General features: G+C 59.5%; 10 protein-coding genes and 2 pseudogenes. All 12 read left to right on the forward strand.

Features of this window, described 5'->3' with window-relative positions; genetic code table 11:
• Positions 1-863 precede the first annotated feature (863 nt).
• The 12 genes and pseudogenes from dppA to bcsD all read left to right on the forward strand — a co-directional run bounded on the left by dppA (position 864) and on the right by bcsD (position 17,414).
• Positions 864-2,471, forward strand: a complete 1,608-nt coding sequence (gene dppA / locus ABLU73_RS18930; RefSeq protein ID WP_017900014.1) for a dipeptide ABC transporter periplasmic-binding protein DppA — start codon at positions 864-866, stop codon at positions 2,469-2,471.
• 134 nt (positions 2,472-2,605) lie between these two features.
• A complete protein-coding gene (gene dppB / locus ABLU73_RS18935) occupies positions 2,606-3,625 on the forward strand; it encodes a dipeptide ABC transporter permease DppB (protein WP_264923671.1) in 1,020 nt (339 codons plus the stop codon).
• Between the two features lie 9 nt (positions 3,626-3,634).
• Positions 3,635-4,537, forward strand: coding sequence for a dipeptide ABC transporter permease DppC (gene dppC / locus ABLU73_RS18940; RefSeq protein ID WP_004204988.1), 903 nt, complete (start codon positions 3,635-3,637; stop codon positions 4,535-4,537).
• A 10-nt stretch (positions 4,538-4,547) separates the two neighbouring features.
• Entirely contained in the window at positions 4,548-5,531 is a 984-nt protein-coding gene (dppD, locus tag ABLU73_RS18945; RefSeq protein ID WP_348850350.1) for a dipeptide ABC transporter ATP-binding protein, read from the forward strand.
• A complete protein-coding gene (dppF, locus tag ABLU73_RS18950; protein ID WP_004204985.1) occupies positions 5,528-6,541 on the forward strand; it encodes a dipeptide ABC transporter ATP-binding subunit DppF in 1,014 nt (337 codons plus the stop codon). The genes dppD and dppF overlap by 4 nt, the downstream gene beginning before the upstream one ends.
• An 18-nt stretch (positions 6,542-6,559) precedes the next feature.
• Positions 6,560-6,739, forward strand: a pseudogene (locus tag ABLU73_RS18955) (hypothetical protein).
• 316 nt (positions 6,740-7,055) lie between these two features.
• Positions 7,056-7,532 (forward strand): cellulose biosynthesis protein BcsO, encoded by a 477-nt coding sequence (locus ABLU73_RS18960; protein ID WP_264923670.1) that lies wholly within the window; start codon positions 7,056-7,058, stop codon positions 7,530-7,532.
• A 1-nt stretch (position 7,533) separates the two neighbouring features.
• Positions 7,534-8,326 (forward strand): annotated as a pseudogene (locus tag ABLU73_RS18965) (cellulose synthase operon protein YhjQ/BcsQ).
• A 19-nt stretch (positions 8,327-8,345) separates the two neighbouring features.
• Positions 8,346-10,457 (forward strand): UDP-forming cellulose synthase catalytic subunit, encoded by a 2,112-nt coding sequence (gene bcsA, locus ABLU73_RS18970; RefSeq protein WP_004204982.1) that lies wholly within the window; start codon positions 8,346-8,348, stop codon positions 10,455-10,457.
• Positions 10,454-12,889, forward strand: coding sequence for a cellulose biosynthesis cyclic di-GMP-binding regulatory protein BcsB (gene bcsB / locus ABLU73_RS18975; RefSeq protein ID WP_017900012.1), 2,436 nt, complete (start codon positions 10,454-10,456; stop codon positions 12,887-12,889). The genes bcsA and bcsB overlap by 4 nt, the downstream gene beginning before the upstream one ends.
• Complete coding sequence (locus ABLU73_RS18980) at positions 12,886-16,938, forward strand: cellulose synthase subunit BcsC-related outer membrane protein (RefSeq protein ID WP_348850353.1); 4,053 nt, start codon at positions 12,886-12,888, stop codon at positions 16,936-16,938. Before bcsB ends, ABLU73_RS18980 begins: the two co-directional genes overlap by 4 nt.
• The gene (gene bcsD / locus ABLU73_RS18985; RefSeq protein ID WP_004204979.1) at positions 16,938-17,414 is read left to right on the forward strand and encodes a cellulose biosynthesis protein BcsD; all 477 of its coding nucleotides are present in this window, start codon (positions 16,938-16,940) and stop codon (positions 17,412-17,414) included. Before ABLU73_RS18980 ends, bcsD begins: the two co-directional genes overlap by 1 nt.
• The last annotated feature ends 9 nt before the right edge of the window (positions 17,415-17,423 follow it).

A 17,423-nucleotide genomic window follows, 5' to 3' on the forward strand; every position in this document is an offset into this window, starting at 1 on the left:
CCACAAAGTGGCGAGTCATCCTCTATCACCGACCAAATTCCAAAAGCCTGCTCAACGAGCAGGCTTTTTTGCTTCTGCGGCCAGTGAGGATGAGAACCCCGAAGGTTCGCTTCAGATCCCGTAGGCCCGCGCAAGCGCAGCGCCGCCGGGCACCTTCTGCAGTCTCCCGGCCCAAAACCGCATCAAAATCACAAAAAACATCTTTACCCCCGTTTCCAGCCAGCTGTTCGCTATTTTGTGACATCTTCCATTGCATTTTTTTATCGATGAACAGATCTTTTTTCGCGAAGCTTATGGCTGAATACAGCATTTTCCGCTGTGCGTTTTAACGTTCACGCTATTAATCGCTCACATATTGGTCACATAGCAAGAAATTTTTCTCATTTACTGGCATTGTTTCCCACTGGGTGTCGCAAATTAATAAGGTCTTTATTCTGCATATTCGCCAGTAGCATAAATTTCTCTGCTGAAAATAGCGTCTTGAAGTTTTTTTAATCTTTGCCTGTCGTTTCTCACGCTGGATGTAAAACCCGGCTGGCTGTATTGACGTTTCCCCATTCTGTTGACAGATTGTAGGGCATGAGGGGCATTTCATGGAGAATCCGTACTGCAACTCAGTCGTTTTTGCGAAAGGAATCCCCATCTCTCTCAACGCCTTCGGGCACCACCGACTGGACCGGGTATATTCTAAATAGTTCGAATTGCGGGAAGGCGGCAAGCTTGAGCATCCCCAGAAGCATAGATGGCTATGTGACTGGCTTATTGAGCACAGCCAACGCATCCATCATTCGAATATGACGAATAAAAATAAATAAAGGTCCGGCGGATATATGCAAACAACATCACAGTTTTGGAGCAGAATAATGAGTATTTCCTTGAAGAAATCAGGGATGCTGAAGCTTGGTCTGAGCCTTGTCGCCATGACCGTCGCTGCCAGCGTGCAAGCGAAAACCCTGGTTTATTGTTCAGAAGGCTCGCCGGAAGGCTTTAACCCACAGCTCTTCACCTCTGGCACCACCTATGACGCCAGTTCCGTACCGATCTACAATCGCCTGGTCGAATTCAAAACCGGTACGACGGAAGTTATTCCTGGACTGGCTGAAAAATGGGAAGTCAGCCCGGATGGTAAAACCTATACTTTCCACCTGCGTCAGGGCGTGAAATGGCAGGATAATAAAGACTTTAAGCCAACCCGTGACCTGAACGCCGATGACGTGGTGTTCTCCTTCGATCGTCAGAAGAATACCAATAACCCGTACCATAAAGTTTCTGGCGGCAGCTATGAATACTTTGAAGGGATGGGGTTACCCGACCTGATTAGCGAAGTGAAGAAAGTGGACGATAAAACCGTCCAGTTCGTCCTGACCCGCCCGGAAGCGCCGTTCCTCGCTGACCTGGCCATGGACTTCGCCTCTATTCTCTCTAAAGAGTATGCCGACAACATGCTGAAAGCCGGCACGCCGGAAAAAGTAGACCTCAATCCTATCGGTACCGGTCCATTCCAGCTGCTGCAGTACCAGAAAGATTCCCGCATTCTGTATAAAGCCTTCCCGGGCTATTGGGGCACCAAGCCGAAGATCGATCGTCTGGTCTTCTCCATCACCCCGGATGCCTCCGTGCGCTATGCCAAGCTGCAGAAAAATGAGTGCCAGGTGATGCCGTATCCGAACCCGGCGGATATCGCGCGCATGAAGGAAGATAAGAGCATTACCCTGCTGGAACAGCCGGGCCTGAACGTCGGTTATCTCTCCTTCAACACCGAGAAGAAACCGCTGGACGACGTGAAAGTTCGTCAGGCGCTGACCTACGCGGTTAACAAAGAAGCGATCATCAAAGCCGTTTACCAGGGCGCAGGCCAGGCGGCGAAGAACCTGATCCCGCCGACCATGTGGGGCTATAACGACGACGTTAAAGACTACACCTACGATCCGGAGAAGGCGAAGCAGCTGCTGAAAGAAGCGGGCCTGGAAAAAGGCTTCACTATCGATCTGTGGGCGATGCCGGTACAGCGTCCGTATAACCCGAACGCCCGCCGTATGGCGGAGATGATCCAGGCCGACTGGGCCAAGATTGGCGTCCAGGCCAAAATCGTCACCTACGAGTGGGGCGAGTATCTGAAACGCGCGAAAGCGGGCGAGCACCAGAGCGTCATGATGGGCTGGACCGGCGACAACGGGGATCCGGATAACTTCTTCGCCACCCTGTTCAGCTGCGCCGCGGCGAAAGACGGCTCCAACTACTCGCGCTGGTGCTATAAGCCGTTTGAAGATCTGATTCAGCCGGCCCGCGCCACCGACGACCACAACAAGCGTATTGAACTGTACAAACAGGCTCAGGTAGTGATGCATGACCAGGCTCCGGCGCTGATCATCGCTCACTCCACCGTTTACGAGCCAGTGCGTAAAGAAGTCAAAGGCTATGTGGTGGATCCGCTGGGTAAACACCACTTCGATAACGTCTCTGTCGAATAATAAGCACGATGCCTGACCCCCTCTCCCCGCGTGGGAGAGGTGGGGGGCGTATTCCCGCTATTCCGGGGAATGCTTTTGTGAGCAATACAGACGCCCTGTCGCCAGGCGGGGCGTCACTAGAGAGAATCCGGGTTATGTTGCAGTTTATTCTCCGACGTCTGGGACTTGTCATCCCGACATTTATCGGTATCACCCTTCTCACCTTTGCCTTCGTCCATATGATCCCCGGCGATCCGGTGATGATTATGGCGGGCGAACGTGGTATTTCCCCCGAACGTCACGCGCAGCTGCTGTCCGAAATGGGCCTTGATAAGCCGCTGTGGCAGCAATATGCCCACTATATCTGGGGCGTGCTGCACGGCGATTTAGGCATCTCGCTGAAAAGCCGCATTCCCGTGTGGCAGGAGTTTGTCCCACGCTTTAAAGCCACCCTTGAGCTGGGCGTCTGCGCGATGATCTTCGCCGTCGCCGTCGGCATTCCGGTGGGCGTGCTGGCTGCGGTAAAACGCGGCTCCATCTTTGACCACACCGCGGTGGGCCTGGCGCTGACCGGCTACTCGATGCCTATCTTCTGGTGGGGCATGATGTTGATTATGCTGGTTTCGGTGCAGCTGAACCTGACGCCGGTCTCCGGGCGTATCAGCGATACGGTCTTCCTTGACGATACCTTGCCGCTGACCGGCTTTATGCTGATCGACACCGCCATCTGGGGCGAGCAGGGCGACTTTATTGACGCCTTAATGCATATGATCCTGCCCGCCATCGTGCTGGGCACCATTCCGCTGGCGGTGATCGTGCGTATGACCCGATCGTCGATGCTGGAAGTGCTCGGCGAAGACTACATCCGCACCGCGCGCGCCAAAGGCCTGACCCGGATGCGGGTGATTGTGATCCACGCGCTGCGTAACGCGATGCTGCCGGTGGTCACGGTGATTGGCCTGCAGGTGGGTACGCTGCTGGCGGGCGCCATCCTGACGGAAACCATTTTCTCATGGCCTGGTTTAGGCCGCTGGCTGATCGACGCGCTGCAGCGTCGCGATTATCCGGTGGTGCAGGGCGGGGTGCTGCTGGTGGCGACGATGATTATCCTCGTCAACCTGCTGGTCGACCTGCTGTACGGCGTGGTGAACCCGCGTATCCGGCATAAGAAGTAAGGGGTCATCATGTCACAAGTTACTGAAAATAAAGTTATCACTGCGCCGGTGCCCATGACCCCGCTGCAGGAGTTCTGGCACTATTTCAAACGCAATAAAGGGGCGGTGGTCGGTCTGGTGTACGTGGCGGTGATGATCGTAATCGCCGTGTTCGCCAACTTTCTCGCCCCGTATAACCCGGCGGATCAGTTCCGTGATTCGCTGCTGGCGCCGCCGTTCTGGCAGGAGGGCGGCAGCCTGGCGCATCTGCTCGGCACCGACGACGTGGGCCGCGATATTCTGTCTCGCCTGATGTATGGCGCGCGCCTGTCGCTGCTGGTGGGCTGCCTGGTGGTGGTCCTGTCGCTGATCCTCGGCGTGGTGCTCGGCCTGGTGGCGGGCTATTTCGGCGGAGTGGTGGACTCAATCATCATGCGCGTCGTTGATATTATGCTGGCGCTGCCGAGTCTGCTTCTGGCGCTGGTGCTGGTGGCTATCTTCGGACCCTCCATCGTCAACGCCTCGCTGGCGCTGACCTTCGTGGCGCTCCCGCACTATGTGCGTCTGACGCGCGCGGCGGTGCTGGTGGAGGTCAACCGCGACTACGTGACCGCCTCCCGCGTGGCGGGCGCCGGGGCGATGCGCCAGATGTTCGTCAATATTCTGCCTAACTGTCTCGCGCCGCTGATCGTTCAGGCGTCGCTGGGCTTTTCTAACGCCATTCTCGACATGGCCGCGCTGGGGTTCCTCGGCATGGGCGCGCAGCCGCCGACGCCGGAGTGGGGCACCATGCTCTCCGACGTATTGCAGTTCGCGCAGAGCGCCTGGTGGGTGGTGACCTTCCCGGGCGTGGCGATCCTGCTGACGGTGCTGGCATTTAACCTGATGGGTGACGGTCTGCGTGACGCGCTCGATCCCAAACTGAAGCAGTAAGAGGTTCGAGATGGCGTTATTGAATGTAGATAAATTATCGGTGCATTTCGGCGATGAAAACGCGCCGTTCCGCGCCGTGGACCGCATCAGCTATAGCGTGAAGCAGGGCGAAGTGGTCGGCATCGTCGGGGAGTCTGGATCCGGTAAATCCGTCAGCTCGTTGGCGATTATGGGTCTGATTGATTACCCCGGCCGGGTCATGGCGGACAAACTGGAGTTTAACGGCCGCGACCTGCAGCGCATCTCTGAAAAAGAGCGGCGCCAGCTGGTGGGGGCGGAGGTGGCGATGATCTTCCAGGATCCGATGACCAGCCTCAATCCCTGCTTTACCGTCGGCTTCCAGATTATGGAAGCGATAAAAGTCCATCAGGGCGGCAACAAGCAAACCCGCCGCCAGCGGGCCATCGACCTGCTGAACCAGGTCGGCATTCCCGATCCGACGTCGCGGCTGGACGTCTACCCGCATCAGCTTTCCGGCGGGATGAGCCAGCGCGTCATGATCGCGATGGCGATTGCCTGTCGGCCAAAATTGCTGATTGCCGATGAACCGACCACCGCGCTGGACGTGACCATTCAGGCGCAGATCATCGAGCTGCTGCTGGAACTGCAGCAGCAGGAGAATATGGCGCTAGTGTTGATCACCCACGACCTGGCGCTGGTGGCCGAGGCCGCGCATAAAATTATCGTTATGTATGCCGGTCAGGTGGTGGAGACTGGCGATGCGAAGGATATTTTCCGCGCGCCGCGCCATCCATACACCCAGGCGCTGCTGCGCGCGCTGCCGGAGTTCGCCCAGGATAAAGCGCGTCTGGCGTCGCTGCCGGGCGTAGTGCCGGGGAAATATGACCGTCCCAACGGCTGCCTGCTGAACCCGCGCTGCCCCTATGCTACGGATAAATGCCGTAGCGAAGAGCCGGCGCTCGCGGATCTCAATGGCGGTCGCCAGTCTAAATGTCACTACCCACTCGATGATGCCGGGAGGCCTGGATTATGAGTACGCAAAAGGCCGCCACGCCACAACCGCTGTTGCAGGCCATTGATCTGAAAAAACACTACCCGGTGAAGAAGGGGTTATTCGCCCCGGAACGGCTGGTGAAGGCGCTGGACGGCGTCTCCTTTACTCTTGAGCGCGGTAAAACGCTGGCGGTGGTGGGAGAGTCGGGCTGCGGTAAATCGACCCTCGGTCGTCTGCTGACGATGATTGAAATTCCCACCGGCGGCGAGCTCTATTATCAGGGGCAGGATCTGCTTAAGCACGACCCACAGGCGCAGAAGCTGCGGCGGCAAAAAATCCAGATTGTGTTCCAGAACCCCTACGGTTCTCTGAACCCGCGTAAAAAAGTGGGGCAGATTCTGGAAGAGCCGCTGCTGATTAACAGTAGCCTGAGCAAAGAGCAGCGCCGCGAAAAAGCGCTGGCGATGATGGCGAAAGTGGGCCTGAAAACAGAGCATTACGATCGCTACCCGCATATGTTCTCCGGTGGTCAGCGCCAGCGTATCGCCATTGCCCGCGGTCTGATGCTGGATCCGGACGTGGTGATCGCCGATGAGCCGGTCTCCGCGCTGGACGTTTCGGTACGCGCTCAGGTGCTGAACCTGATGATGGATCTGCAGCAGGATTTAGGTCTGTCCTACGTGTTTATCTCCCACGATCTGTCGGTCGTCGAGCATATCGCTGATGAAGTGATGGTGATGTATCTCGGCCGCTGCGTGGAGAAGGGCACCAAGGACCAGATCTTTAACAATCCGCGTCATCCGTACACCCAGGCGCTGTTGTCGGCGACGCCGCGTCTGAACCCGGACGACCGTCGCGAGCGGATTAAGCTGACCGGCGAGCTGCCGAGCCCGCTGAATCCGCCGCCGGGCTGCGCCTTCAACGCGCGCTGCCGCCGGCGCTTCGGCCCTTGCACCCAGCTTCAGCCGCAGCTGAAGGATTACGGCGGCCAGCTGGTGGCCTGCTTTGCCGTCGACCAGGATGAGAATCCGCAAAAGCCCCACGCCTGACGGCACGCTCCCGGTCCGATAACCGGGGGCTTCTCTCCCGCCGGGGATAAAACCCGGCAATATCGCCTTTTATCGCAGTGAATGCCACGTCCTCGGCGCATTCTTCGTCGATTATCCGAAAAAATAAGACTTTCAGTCCATTTTTATAGAATTAAAGAGAAATTAAAATGGTTCAGGTTTATTCTTTCGCTGATCTGACGCTATGACTCTATCATTACCTAATACATTTATATAAAAACGGACGGGAAGCGCGGTGGAAGCGTGGTTTAAGGATGGACGCATACCTAAAAAATAGGGCTATCCTTCTGAAAAGAAAATGTTAGTGTAGCGATACTTCTGCCGTGGAATCACACCGGAAATCAAATTCTAAACTATTATAACCCTGTCAACCGTATGTATTGGTACGTCTCCAACGGCGCGTTTTCTGCCATACCAGAGACGCAACGATATTTTAAATATACTTAGAAAATAACAACAAACTTAATATGAAATTTTTAAAATCATGAGGTTATCAATGAACCATTATGATGATCTGCAGCGCTTTCAGGAAAAAACGCGGACGCAAAACCTCAAATTTCAGGATCTTTCATCGCAAGCCGCCACGCGCGAGCATGGCGACTGGGCGATCCTCAATCAGCTAAATCCCGGCGCAGAGAAACCCTCTTCCCTGGCGCTGGGAGGCTCGGTTTCCGCGCCCCTGCCGCAGTCAGTGCCTGCGGATCTGTTCCACCAGATAGAAGCGGCCCCGCAGCCGGCCGTGGAGACCGCCACCGCCGCGCCGGAGCCAGTCAGGCAGCAGCCTGCGGTGACCCCTGCGCCTTCAATCCCGGCGCCTGAACCGGCAATGGCGCCGCCGAGAATGGCTCCTCGACCCGCGCCCACCGCCGAGAACTATGCCCACCTGTTCGCGGCGAAAAGCGCAGAGCCGGTGGCGAAAAATAAAGACCAGCCTTTGAAATCACTTCTGGAAAGGATCGCAACATGCCGTTGATTTGCGTCTGTTCACCGAAAGGTGGCGTAGGGAAAACGACCCTGGCGGCCAATTTAGCCTATTCGCTGGCGCGGACCGGCAGCAAAGTGCTGGCGCTGGATTTTGATGTCCAGAACGCGCTGCGTTTGCATTTTGGCGTGCCGCTGAACGATGAGCGCGGCTATGTGGCGAAGGCGCTGGAGCTGCACGACTGGAGCCAGTGCGTGCTGAGCGCCGGCAGCAACATTTTCGTCCTGCCGTATGGCGAAGTGAGCGAAGCGCAGCGTCAGGCGTTTGATGAGCAGCTGACCCACAATGACCATTTTCTCCAGCGCGGACTGTCCGCACTGCTGAATTATCCCGGACTTATCACCATCGCTGATATGCCGCCAGGGCCTTCGCCGGCGCTAAAGGCGCTGACGGGGCTGGCGGACCTGCATCTGATCCCGCTGCTGGCTGATACTGCCTCGATGTCGACCCTGGCGCACGTGGAAAAACAGCGCCTGACCGGCGCGGCGCTGAATCACAAGCATGGGCACTATTTCGTCATTAACCAAAGCGATAGCCGTCGCCAGGTCAGCCGGGACGTCACCAGCCTGATGGAAGAGAAGCTGGGCGAGCGACTGCTTGGCATCGTCCATCGTGATGAAAGCGTGGTGGAGGCCAATGCGTCGCAGAAGTCGATTCTGGACTTTAACGCTTCCTCGGCAGCGGCCTTCGATATTGAAATTATTGCTAAAAAAATATCTTCGCTGTTGGGTATCCATATTGGCGATGGCACGGTGCACAGCCAGCCACGCATGTCAGGGCTTTAACTTATTGCAGGGCTGCTGAATGAAAAAATCTCTTTTTTGGTTGCTGGCGCTGGTGCTGTCACCCGTCGCCGTGCTGGTGGTGATCACGCCGATGGACAGCCAGAAGCAGTATATTTTTGGTCTGCTGAGCATCGGTATTCTCTTTCTGATGGGGTTCAGCAAGCGCCGCAGCGTATCGGTCATTATGGTCGTCACGTCGCTGCTGATGTCTACCCGTTACATGTATTTTCGTCTCACGCAGACCCTGCACTTCAACTCAGCTATTGAAACTATCCTCGGCATGGGGCTCTTTCTGGCGGAAGTCTATATCTGGGTGATGCTGCTGCTTAACTATCTGCAGACCGTGTGGCCGCTGAAGCGCGGTATTGTTCCGCTGCCGGATGATATGAGCAAGTGGCCGACGGTGGATATCTATATTCCGAGCTATAACGAACCGCTTGAGGTGGTGCGTGACACCGTCCTCGCGGCACAATGTATTGATTATCCAAAAGATAAAATGAAAATCTATCTTCTGGATGATGGTAAACGCAGCGAGTTTGCCGTCTTCGCCGCCGACGTCGGGGTGGGCTATATCACCCGCAACGATAACAAACACGCTAAAGCGGGAAACCTCAACCACGCCCTAACCCTGACCCAGGGGGAGCTTATCTGTGTTTTCGACTGCGACCACGTTGCCACGCGCGTGTTTCTGCAGGCCACCGTCGGCGGCTTCCTGAAAGATCCGATGCTGGCTCTGGTGCAGACGCCGCACTACTTCTATTCCCCGGATCCGTTCGAGCGCAACCTCTCCGTCGGGCGCAACATCCCGAACGAAGGGATGCTGTTCTATGGCCCGATTCAGCAGGGCAACGATAACTGGAACGCCACCTTTTTCTGCGGCTCCTGCGCGGTGATCCGTCGCGAGGCGCTGGCGCAGATCGGCGGTTTCGCCGTTGAAACGGTGACCGAAGATGCCCATACGGCGCTCAAGTTCCAGCGCCTTGGTTGGAAGTCGGCCTTTCTCGATATTCCGCTGGCGGCTGGCCTCGCCACCGAACGCCTGGTGGTGCACGTTATCCAGCGTACCCGCTGGGCGCGCGGGATGACGCAGATTTTTCGCGTCGATAACCCGCTGTTTGGCCGCGGGCTGACCTTCCAGCAGCGCTTGTGCTACCTCAGCGCCATGCTCTACTACCAGTTTGCGCTCCCGAGGGTGGTGTTTGTCACCGCCCCGCTGGCTTATCTGCTGTTTAACCTCAATATCATTTACTCGTCAGCGAGCCTGATCGTCTCCTATGCGCTGCCGCACCTGTTTCTCGCCATCTACGTCGGTTCGCGAATGAACGGCCGCTATCGCTACAGCTTCTGGGGGGAAATCTACGACATTGTGCTGGCTTTCCACCTGGTGCTGCCGACCCTGGTGACGATGATTTTCCCCAAACGCGGCAAATTCAACGTCACCGATAAGGGCGGCCTGCTGGACGTCGGCTACTTCGATTTCACCGTGGTGCGTCCGCACCTGGTGGTGGCCTGTCTGTTGGCGCTGGGGGTGATTGTCGGCATCGTCCGGGCGATTGGCCATGACTACTTTGGCTCGGACCCCAACGTTATCGCTCTGAACGTCGGGTGGGGGATCTACAGCCTGATCTTCCTGCTGGCGGCGATTGCCGTGGCGCGTGAAACGCGGCAGGTGCGGAAAACCATTCGTATCGATGTCGATATCCCGGTAGTGATCCATTACGCCAGCGGCATCGTGTCCCGCAGCCACACCGAGGATCTGTCGATGGGCGGTTGCCGCGTAGTGGCGCCGGATAAGCGCCATCTGGAGGATGATATCGAAGAGGTTGAGCTGATCCTGCAGTCCGGGGCTATCTCCATCCCGGCCCAGTTGGTCACCTCTGACGAGCGCTTCCTGCGCCTCAAGTTTGATGAAGATATTCCGCTTTCGCGCCGCCGTGAGCTGGTGCGCGTGGTGCTGGCCCGTGCGGATGCGTGGATTAATCCGCCGCGCCCGCAGGATAACCCGTTCCGCTCCTTCTTCACCATTTTACGCTGCGTGTTCGAACTGTTCTGGCTGACGTGGAAAACCCGTCGCAGCCAGCGCAATCGGGCAACAGTGGCGAAAACGGCGCAGGAGGATGGCACGTTATGAAGCGATTAACGACGCTGGCGCTGCTGGCAGGGATGCTCTCTGCGCCTGCGCTGCACAGTGAAGAACCGGGCTCCGGTGCCGCCGCGCCGCTGAGCTTTCCGCAGCTCAATGGCGCGGCGGACAGCGAGCCAGGCGACGAACCCCCGGCCGCCTCGCCGGAGGAGAGCGCCTCCCCGACAGCCCCCGCCACCGCCGGCGATGCGACGGCGACGGCCCCTGCGCCGGATATGCCGGACTTGCCCCCGCCGGTGAGCGGGTCGGCCGCGCCGGAGGTCATTCCTGTCGCCCCGGTCTGGGGAGGCGATCTGAATCTGGCGCAGATGGGGATGCCGGACGGCATTATTCTCAGCGGCGGTCAGCGGCAGGGGGGCGTCAGCTTTACCCTGCCTTCCGATCAGGTGGTGATCCATTCGCAGCTTAGCCTTGCCGTTCGCGTATCGCCGGAAATGGCGAGTCGCAATGCCACCCTGCAGCTGATGCTCAACGGTCAACCGCTCGGCACCCTGCCGCTGGGGGCCGATGGCGAGGATGTCTCCCATTATCAACTGGATATCCCGCCCGCGCTGATGGTTTCCAGTAATAACCTGAGCGTGAAGATCAACGATGGCGATACCCTGCAGTGCCAGCGTGACATTCATGATTCGTCGCGGGTGACGGTGCTGCCCACGTCGCATTTCAGCTGGGAAAGCCAGCAGTTGAACATCAGCGACGATCTGAGCCACTTCCCGCGTCCATTCTTCGACAGCATGCAGATGACGCCGGCGGACATCGCCGTTTCCTATGGAGCGAAGCCGTCGGCCGACGTCTTCAGCGCCGCGGCGCTGGTCTCTTCCTGGCTGGGTATCCAGGCGGACTATCGCGGCATCGCCTTCAGCGCGCTGCGCGACCGCCTGCCGGAACGCCACGGTATCGTGATTGGCCACCCGGGCGAGCAGGTGGGCGGCATGACGCTGCCGGAAACCGATAAGCCACTGCTGCGCATCATCGCCAACCCCGCCAATCCAGCCTACAAGCTGCTGTTGATTGTCGGCAAAAACGATACCGCGCTGCGCATGGCCGCCTGGCGCCTGACCCGCGGCAACTTCGCGCCGCAAACCGCGACGCTGGATGTTGAACCACAGACCATCCCGGTTGGCAAAGCGTACGATGCGCCGCGCTGGATCCCCACCGATCGTCCAGTCAGACTCAGCGAACTGCTGCGTAAGGATCAAAGCCCGACCGTCAGCGGCGTCTGGCACGAACCTTTACGTATCGCCTTCCGCGCCGCGCCGGACCTCTATCTGTGGGATGGCGAGACGATCCCGCTGCAGGTTGGCTACCGCTTCCCGTCGGAGAGTTGGATCAATGAAGACAAGTCCCTGCTGAGCGTCACGCTCAACGGCACCTTCCTCAACAACCTGCCGATGAACAAGCAGGGGCCGCTGGAGAAAGTCTGGCGCTACCTCGGGGGCGATGCGCGCCAGGAGCGCTTTACCATCCCGCTGGCACCCTACCTGATCTATGGCGATAACCAGCTGTCGATGTACTTCAATGTGGTGCCGAAGGACGATGTTCCGTGCTCGGTTCTGCTGAATAACAATATCAAGAGCCGCATCACTGACGACTCATGGATTGATTTGAGCAAAACGCGACACTTCTCGCTGCTGCCAAACCTCTCCTATTTCGTCGGCGCCTCTTTCCCTTTCTCGCGGCTGGCGGACTATTCGCAAACGACGCTCCTGCTGCCGGCGGAACCGTCTGAGACCCAGGTGGCAACCCTGCTGAATCTGGCGGCGCGCTCCGGGAATGCGACCGGCACCGCGCTGGCGAATAACCGCGTCGTGCTCGGGATGCCCACCGGCGGCGGGGATTTGCAGTCGCTGCGCGAACGTGATGTGCTGGCGGTCACCGCTCTCGATCAGCAGGCCTTCAACCAGAGCCTGCTGGCCGACTCACCCTACCGCCCGGTGGATAATGTGCTGAGCGTCCGCGAGCCCGACCTGTGGCAAAAAGCGCAGCGCCGACTCACCGGCGACTGGACCTCCGCCAGCCTCGATGCCGATCGCTACTTCTCATCCAGCAGCGCCTGGCGCGGGTTTATCAGCTATCGTTCGCCGTGGAACCCCGCCCGCCTGGTGGTGGTGGCGATGGCCAGCAATGATGACCAGCTGGCGCGACTGAAAAACGATCTGGACTCACCGCGCATCAATGCCGGGATCCGTGGCGATACCGCGGTGATCACCAGCGATAACGGGGTGCGTAGTTTCCAGGTGAGTACGCCGTTCCCCAGCGGTCAGATGCCGTGGTACATGATGGCGGTCTGGTATGCCAGCCAGCACTCCGGTTTCCTCGCTCTGCTGGGGCTGATTGCCACCTCGATAATGGGACTGGCGCTGACCGCGATGTTTAAACGTCACGCCCGTAAGCGTCTGGGTTCGGGGGATAACCAATGAAAAGAAAGATAACGATAACGATGAAAAGATCCCGGCGGCTCACTACATTCTGCCTCACCGGCGCCCTGGCTCTCGGCGCCTCTGGCGGCGCGCTGGCGGCGGGTAACGACGCGGCGCTGCAGGCGCTGTTCGCCCAGGCCAACTACTGGCATGAGAAATCCCATGACGAGCTGGCGATGGAGTCCCTGCAGAAGGTGCTCTCGGTGGATGCCAACAACACCCAGGCGCTGTATCTGATGGCGCTCTGGTCGCAGCAGGGCGGCGATATGCAGGCGGCGGCGCAGTGGCGCGCGCGGCTGGCGAAAGCGGCGCCGGACAGCCCGGGACTGCAGGATCTGGACAACGCCAAAAAAATGTCGCAGGTGCCGCAGGGCCAGCTCAGTCTGGCTCGCCAGCAGGCGCGCGGCGGCAATATCCCCGGCGCGCTGGCGACCTGGCGCAGCATGTTCAATGGCAATACGCCGCCTGCCGGGCTGGCGGCGGAATATTACCTGACCATGGCCAGCGACAAATCGCTCTATCCGCAGGCCATTAGCGAACTGCGGCAGTACGTGGCGCAGCATCCCCAGGAGAACGCCCCGCGGGTAGCGTTGGGCAAAGCGTTAACCTGGCGGGAAGATACCCGTCGGGAAGGGATCGCCCTGCTCGAGCCGATGGCCAGCGGCAATAAAGAGGCGGACAGCGGCTTGCGTCAGGCCTTGCTCTGGCTGGGGCCGCAGGCCGGGGATGAGCAGTATTACGACACCTGGATGCAGCGTCATCCGCAGGATAGCGAAGTTCAGAACTACTTTCGTGAACGGCGCAGCGGCCAGGCGCGCGGCCAGGGCTACGCCAATCTCAACAGCGGCAATACCGCTGCCGCGAAGCAGCAGTTTGAAGAGGTATTGCAGACCAACCCGCAGGATGCCGATGCGTTGGCGGGCATGGGCTATATCGCGCAGCGCAGCGGCGACTACCAGGCCGCATCGCAATATCTGAGCCGGGCGGCGGACCTCGGCGGCGACGCCTCGGCGACCCGCCGTCAGCAGGCGGCTGATGCCCTGTTCTACGGCCAGCTGGCGCAGGCTCAGCAGGCCTATAAGCAGGGCAATATCAGCCAGGCGCTGGCGCTCTCCGCGCCGCTTGCGCAGCAGAGCGGGGCGCGGGGCGCCTCGGCGAAGCTGTTTCGTGCCGATGTGCTGCGACATAACAAAGATTTACCCCAGGCCGAGCAAACGCTGCGCTCACTGTTAAACGACGACCCGCAGAATGCGGCGGCGCGGGAAAACCTCTACTACGTGCTGCGCGAGCAGAATAAATCCGCCGAGGCGCAGGCGATGCTGCAGACGCTGCCGCAGAGCCTACAGCAAAAACTGCAGCCGCGAGTGGTGGCCGGCATGCCAGGCGACGCCCTGCGTCGTCAGGCCCAGGCGCAGGTCAGCAGCGGTAACCCAGCCGGCGCAATAGCCACCCTGCGCGAAGGCGTTGCCCGCTATCCGGACGATCCCTGGCTGCGTCTCGATCTGGCCCGACTGCTGCAAAAATCGGGTAACGCCAGCGAGGCCTCTTCGCTGATGTCGGCGGCCTATCGCCCCGGCGCCAGCAACAGCGCGTTGTATGCCGCCGCGCTGTTCGCCAGCGAAAACGGCGCCTGGCAACAGGCGCAGACGCTGCTGGCGCGCATTCCCGGCGGCAGCAAGACCAGCGACATGCGCGATTTACGTCAGCGGGTGAACTACAACCTGCAGCTGGTGACCGCCGAAAACTACCTGGCGCAGGGCAATACCATCGCCGCCAGCAATACCCTGCGGGCGATGGCCTCTACGCCGCCGAAAGCCCCGGCGGACGCCGGCAAGCTGGCGCGGCTGCTGGCCGAGAGCGGCGACCTGACCACCGCGGTATCGCTGGTGCGCAACAATATCAGCGGCGGGGTGTCCGGCAACGCCGGGGATTACGCCGATCAGATCGCCGTCCTGAACCAGGCCGGGCTGACCGGCGAGGCGCAGAACCTGATCAGCAATCCGCAGCTGCAGGCCAGCAGTACGCCGACGCAGCTGGCGAGCATTCGCAATGGCTATGTGATCAACGAGGCCGACCGCCTGCGCGAGCAGGGCAATTATGCCGCGGCGTATGACAAGCTGATCCGCGCCATGCAAAGCGATCCGCAGAATACCGATCTGATGTTCGCCATGGCGCGGCTGTACCAGAGCGGCAAAATGAACAAAGAGGCCGGGGTGGTCTATGACTATCTGATGACGCGCGATACGCCGAACCAGGATGCGCGCGCCGGGGCCATTGACGTCGCGCTGTCGGCGGGGAACAACGATCGCGCGGAACAGCTGGCCGGCGGCTTGCGTCAGGATAACTCCCCGGATCGCCTGCTGCTGCTGGCGAGAGTGGCGGAGGCCCAGGGTCATCATCAGCAGGCGATGACCTACCTGCGCAGCGCCCGCGGCAAACTGCTGGGCATGCAAAGCACCAACAGCAGCGAAACGCCGACCGTCGGCGGGGTGCTGGCGGCGGATAACCCCTTCATCGGCGTGTCGCAAACGTCGGCGCCGACGCGGACGGCTTCCGCCTACGGGCAGTATATGCCGTGGCAGGTTGCCCAGTCGGCCGCCGCGCCCGGCTCCTCGCTGCCGGGGATCCAGCGCACCGATCTGCCGGTGGACACCGCCCAGACGCGGATGCTGCGTCAGGTGGACACCATGATGGAGTCGCTGCAGGAGAAAACCGGCAGCTGGCTGCAGGGGGGAATGGACGTGCGCGGACGCGACGGCGAATCGGGCACCAGCAAGCTGACGGAGCTCAGAACGCCGCTGACCTGGTCCTCCTCGCCGTTTGGCGACTCGCGCTTTGACTTTACCGTCACCCCGGTGTCGTTAAACGCCGGGACCGCCAGCGGCGACGCCTGGCGTCGCTACGGCGCCAACCCGCTGGCCAACGCGGTCTCCAATATGGTGAGTACCGCCACCAGCGAGCAGGCGGCGATCGCCTCGATGACCGAGGCGGAGCGGACGGCCTATTTTGCCAGCAATCCGGGGGCAGAGGCGTTAAGCGGCCTGGGCACCCTGAACGCGGCGGACTTCAATCCGACCACCAGCAGCGGGATGGAAAACCTGGCGAAGCTCGGGAGCTATGATTCGGGGCAGGTGGCCAGCTATCTTTCCTCGTCCAGCCGTAAGCCGAACGTTGACCAGACCAGCGGCTCGACCGATTCGCAGAAGGCCAACGGCGTCGAACTGGCGCTGGCGCTAAGCGGTGACGATTACCGGGTCGATATCGGCAGCACGCCGCTGGGCCAGGATCTGAATACCGTTGTCGGCGGGGTGAAATGGTCGCCCAAGCTGACCAACTATCTGTCGCTGATCCTCACCGGCGAACGCCGCTCGCTCACCGACAGCCTGCTTTCGTATGTCGGTCTGAAGGATGCCTATTCCGGTAAAACCTGGGGGCAGGTGACGAAAAACGGCGGCACCCTGCAGCTGAGTTATGACGACGGTGACGCGGGCTTCTACGTTGGCGGCGGCGGTTACAGCTACCTGGGGCAGAACGTCGCCAGCAACACCAGCATCAACGCCAATGCCGGGGTCTATCTGCGGCCCTATCATGACGAATACCGCCAGCTGCAGGCCGGGTTGAGCATGAGCTATATGGATTACTCCAAAAACCTCAGCTACTTCACCTATGGCCAGGGGGGCTACTTTAGTCCGCAAAACTACGTCAGCGTGTCGCTGCCGGTCAGTCTGACGGAAAAATATGATAACTGGACCATGAAGCTCGGCGGCTCGGTGGGCTACCAGTCTTACAGCCAGGATAAGAGCGCCTATTTCCCGACCAATTCGGAGTGGCAGCAGACCCTGGAGACGGCGGTGAGCAATGGGTTTGCCAAGGAAGCCTACTATTCCGCGACCTCGAAGAGCGGCATCGGCTATACCCTGCGCGCCGGGGCGGATTACAAGGTCAACAAACAGATGACGCTGGGGGGCCAGATTGGCTATGACACCTTCGGGGATTATAACGAAAGCACCGCCGGGCTCTATATTCGCTATATGTTAGGAGATCATTGATGATGACGGAGAACAATAACCCGGTGGTGATGACCTGGTTTCAGCAGCAGCAAACGCCTGCCGGATGGTTCGATCTGTTGATTATTATGGTCGAAGGTATGTTAAATAATGCCGGCGAGCTGGAAAGTCAGCCCTTCCTGCGTCAGATGGGCGCCTCGTTGGCGGAGACCCATCCGTTGCCGGCGTCGGAGACCGTAGGGGAGCTGGAGGCGAATATCAACCGGCTGCTGACCCATTTTCACTGGGGGGTGGTGACCATCGACGTCGGTGAGGATGGCCTGCGCTTGCGCCATCAGGCGTTGCCGGTCAGCCGCGATGATGCGGGGCGCGTGCGCTGGTGCAACGCGTTCTGTGCCATACTCGAGGGGTTATATTCTCGCTGGCTGCAGAGTCAGGGAGGCAGCGCTCACGTAATATTGCAGCGTGAGCGGGTGTTCTCTGTCTCTGACGTTCAGTTTCTTTACTACCATCCATAATGAGTGAAT

The organism is Klebsiella sp. GG_Kp175 (assembly GCF_040062325.1).
GTDB classification, from domain to species: Bacteria; Pseudomonadota; Gammaproteobacteria; order Enterobacterales; family Enterobacteriaceae; genus Klebsiella; species Klebsiella quasipneumoniae.

Coding starts and splice junctions, on each gene's coding strand:
- dppD (WP_348850350.1), top strand. CDS start 4,548: ATGGCGTTATTGAATGTAGATAAATTATCGGTGCATTTCGGCGATGAA.
- ABLU73_RS18960 (WP_264923670.1), top strand. CDS start 7,056: ATGAACCATTATGATGATCTGCAGCGCTTTCAGGAAAAAACGCGGACG.
- bcsD (WP_004204979.1), top strand. CDS start 16,938: ATGATGACGGAGAACAATAACCCGGTGGTGATGACCTGGTTTCAGCAG.
- bcsB (WP_017900012.1), top strand. CDS start 10,454: ATGAAGCGATTAACGACGCTGGCGCTGCTGGCAGGGATGCTCTCTGCG.
- dppB (WP_264923671.1), top strand. CDS start 2,606: ATGTTGCAGTTTATTCTCCGACGTCTGGGACTTGTCATCCCGACATTT.
- dppA (WP_017900014.1), top strand. CDS start 864: ATGAGTATTTCCTTGAAGAAATCAGGGATGCTGAAGCTTGGTCTGAGC.
- dppC (WP_004204988.1), top strand. CDS start 3,635: ATGTCACAAGTTACTGAAAATAAAGTTATCACTGCGCCGGTGCCCATG.
- dppF (WP_004204985.1), top strand. CDS start 5,528: ATGAGTACGCAAAAGGCCGCCACGCCACAACCGCTGTTGCAGGCCATT.
- ABLU73_RS18980 (WP_348850353.1), top strand. CDS start 12,886: ATGAAAAGAAAGATAACGATAACGATGAAAAGATCCCGGCGGCTCACT.
- bcsA (WP_004204982.1), top strand. CDS start 8,346: ATGAAAAAATCTCTTTTTTGGTTGCTGGCGCTGGTGCTGTCACCCGTC.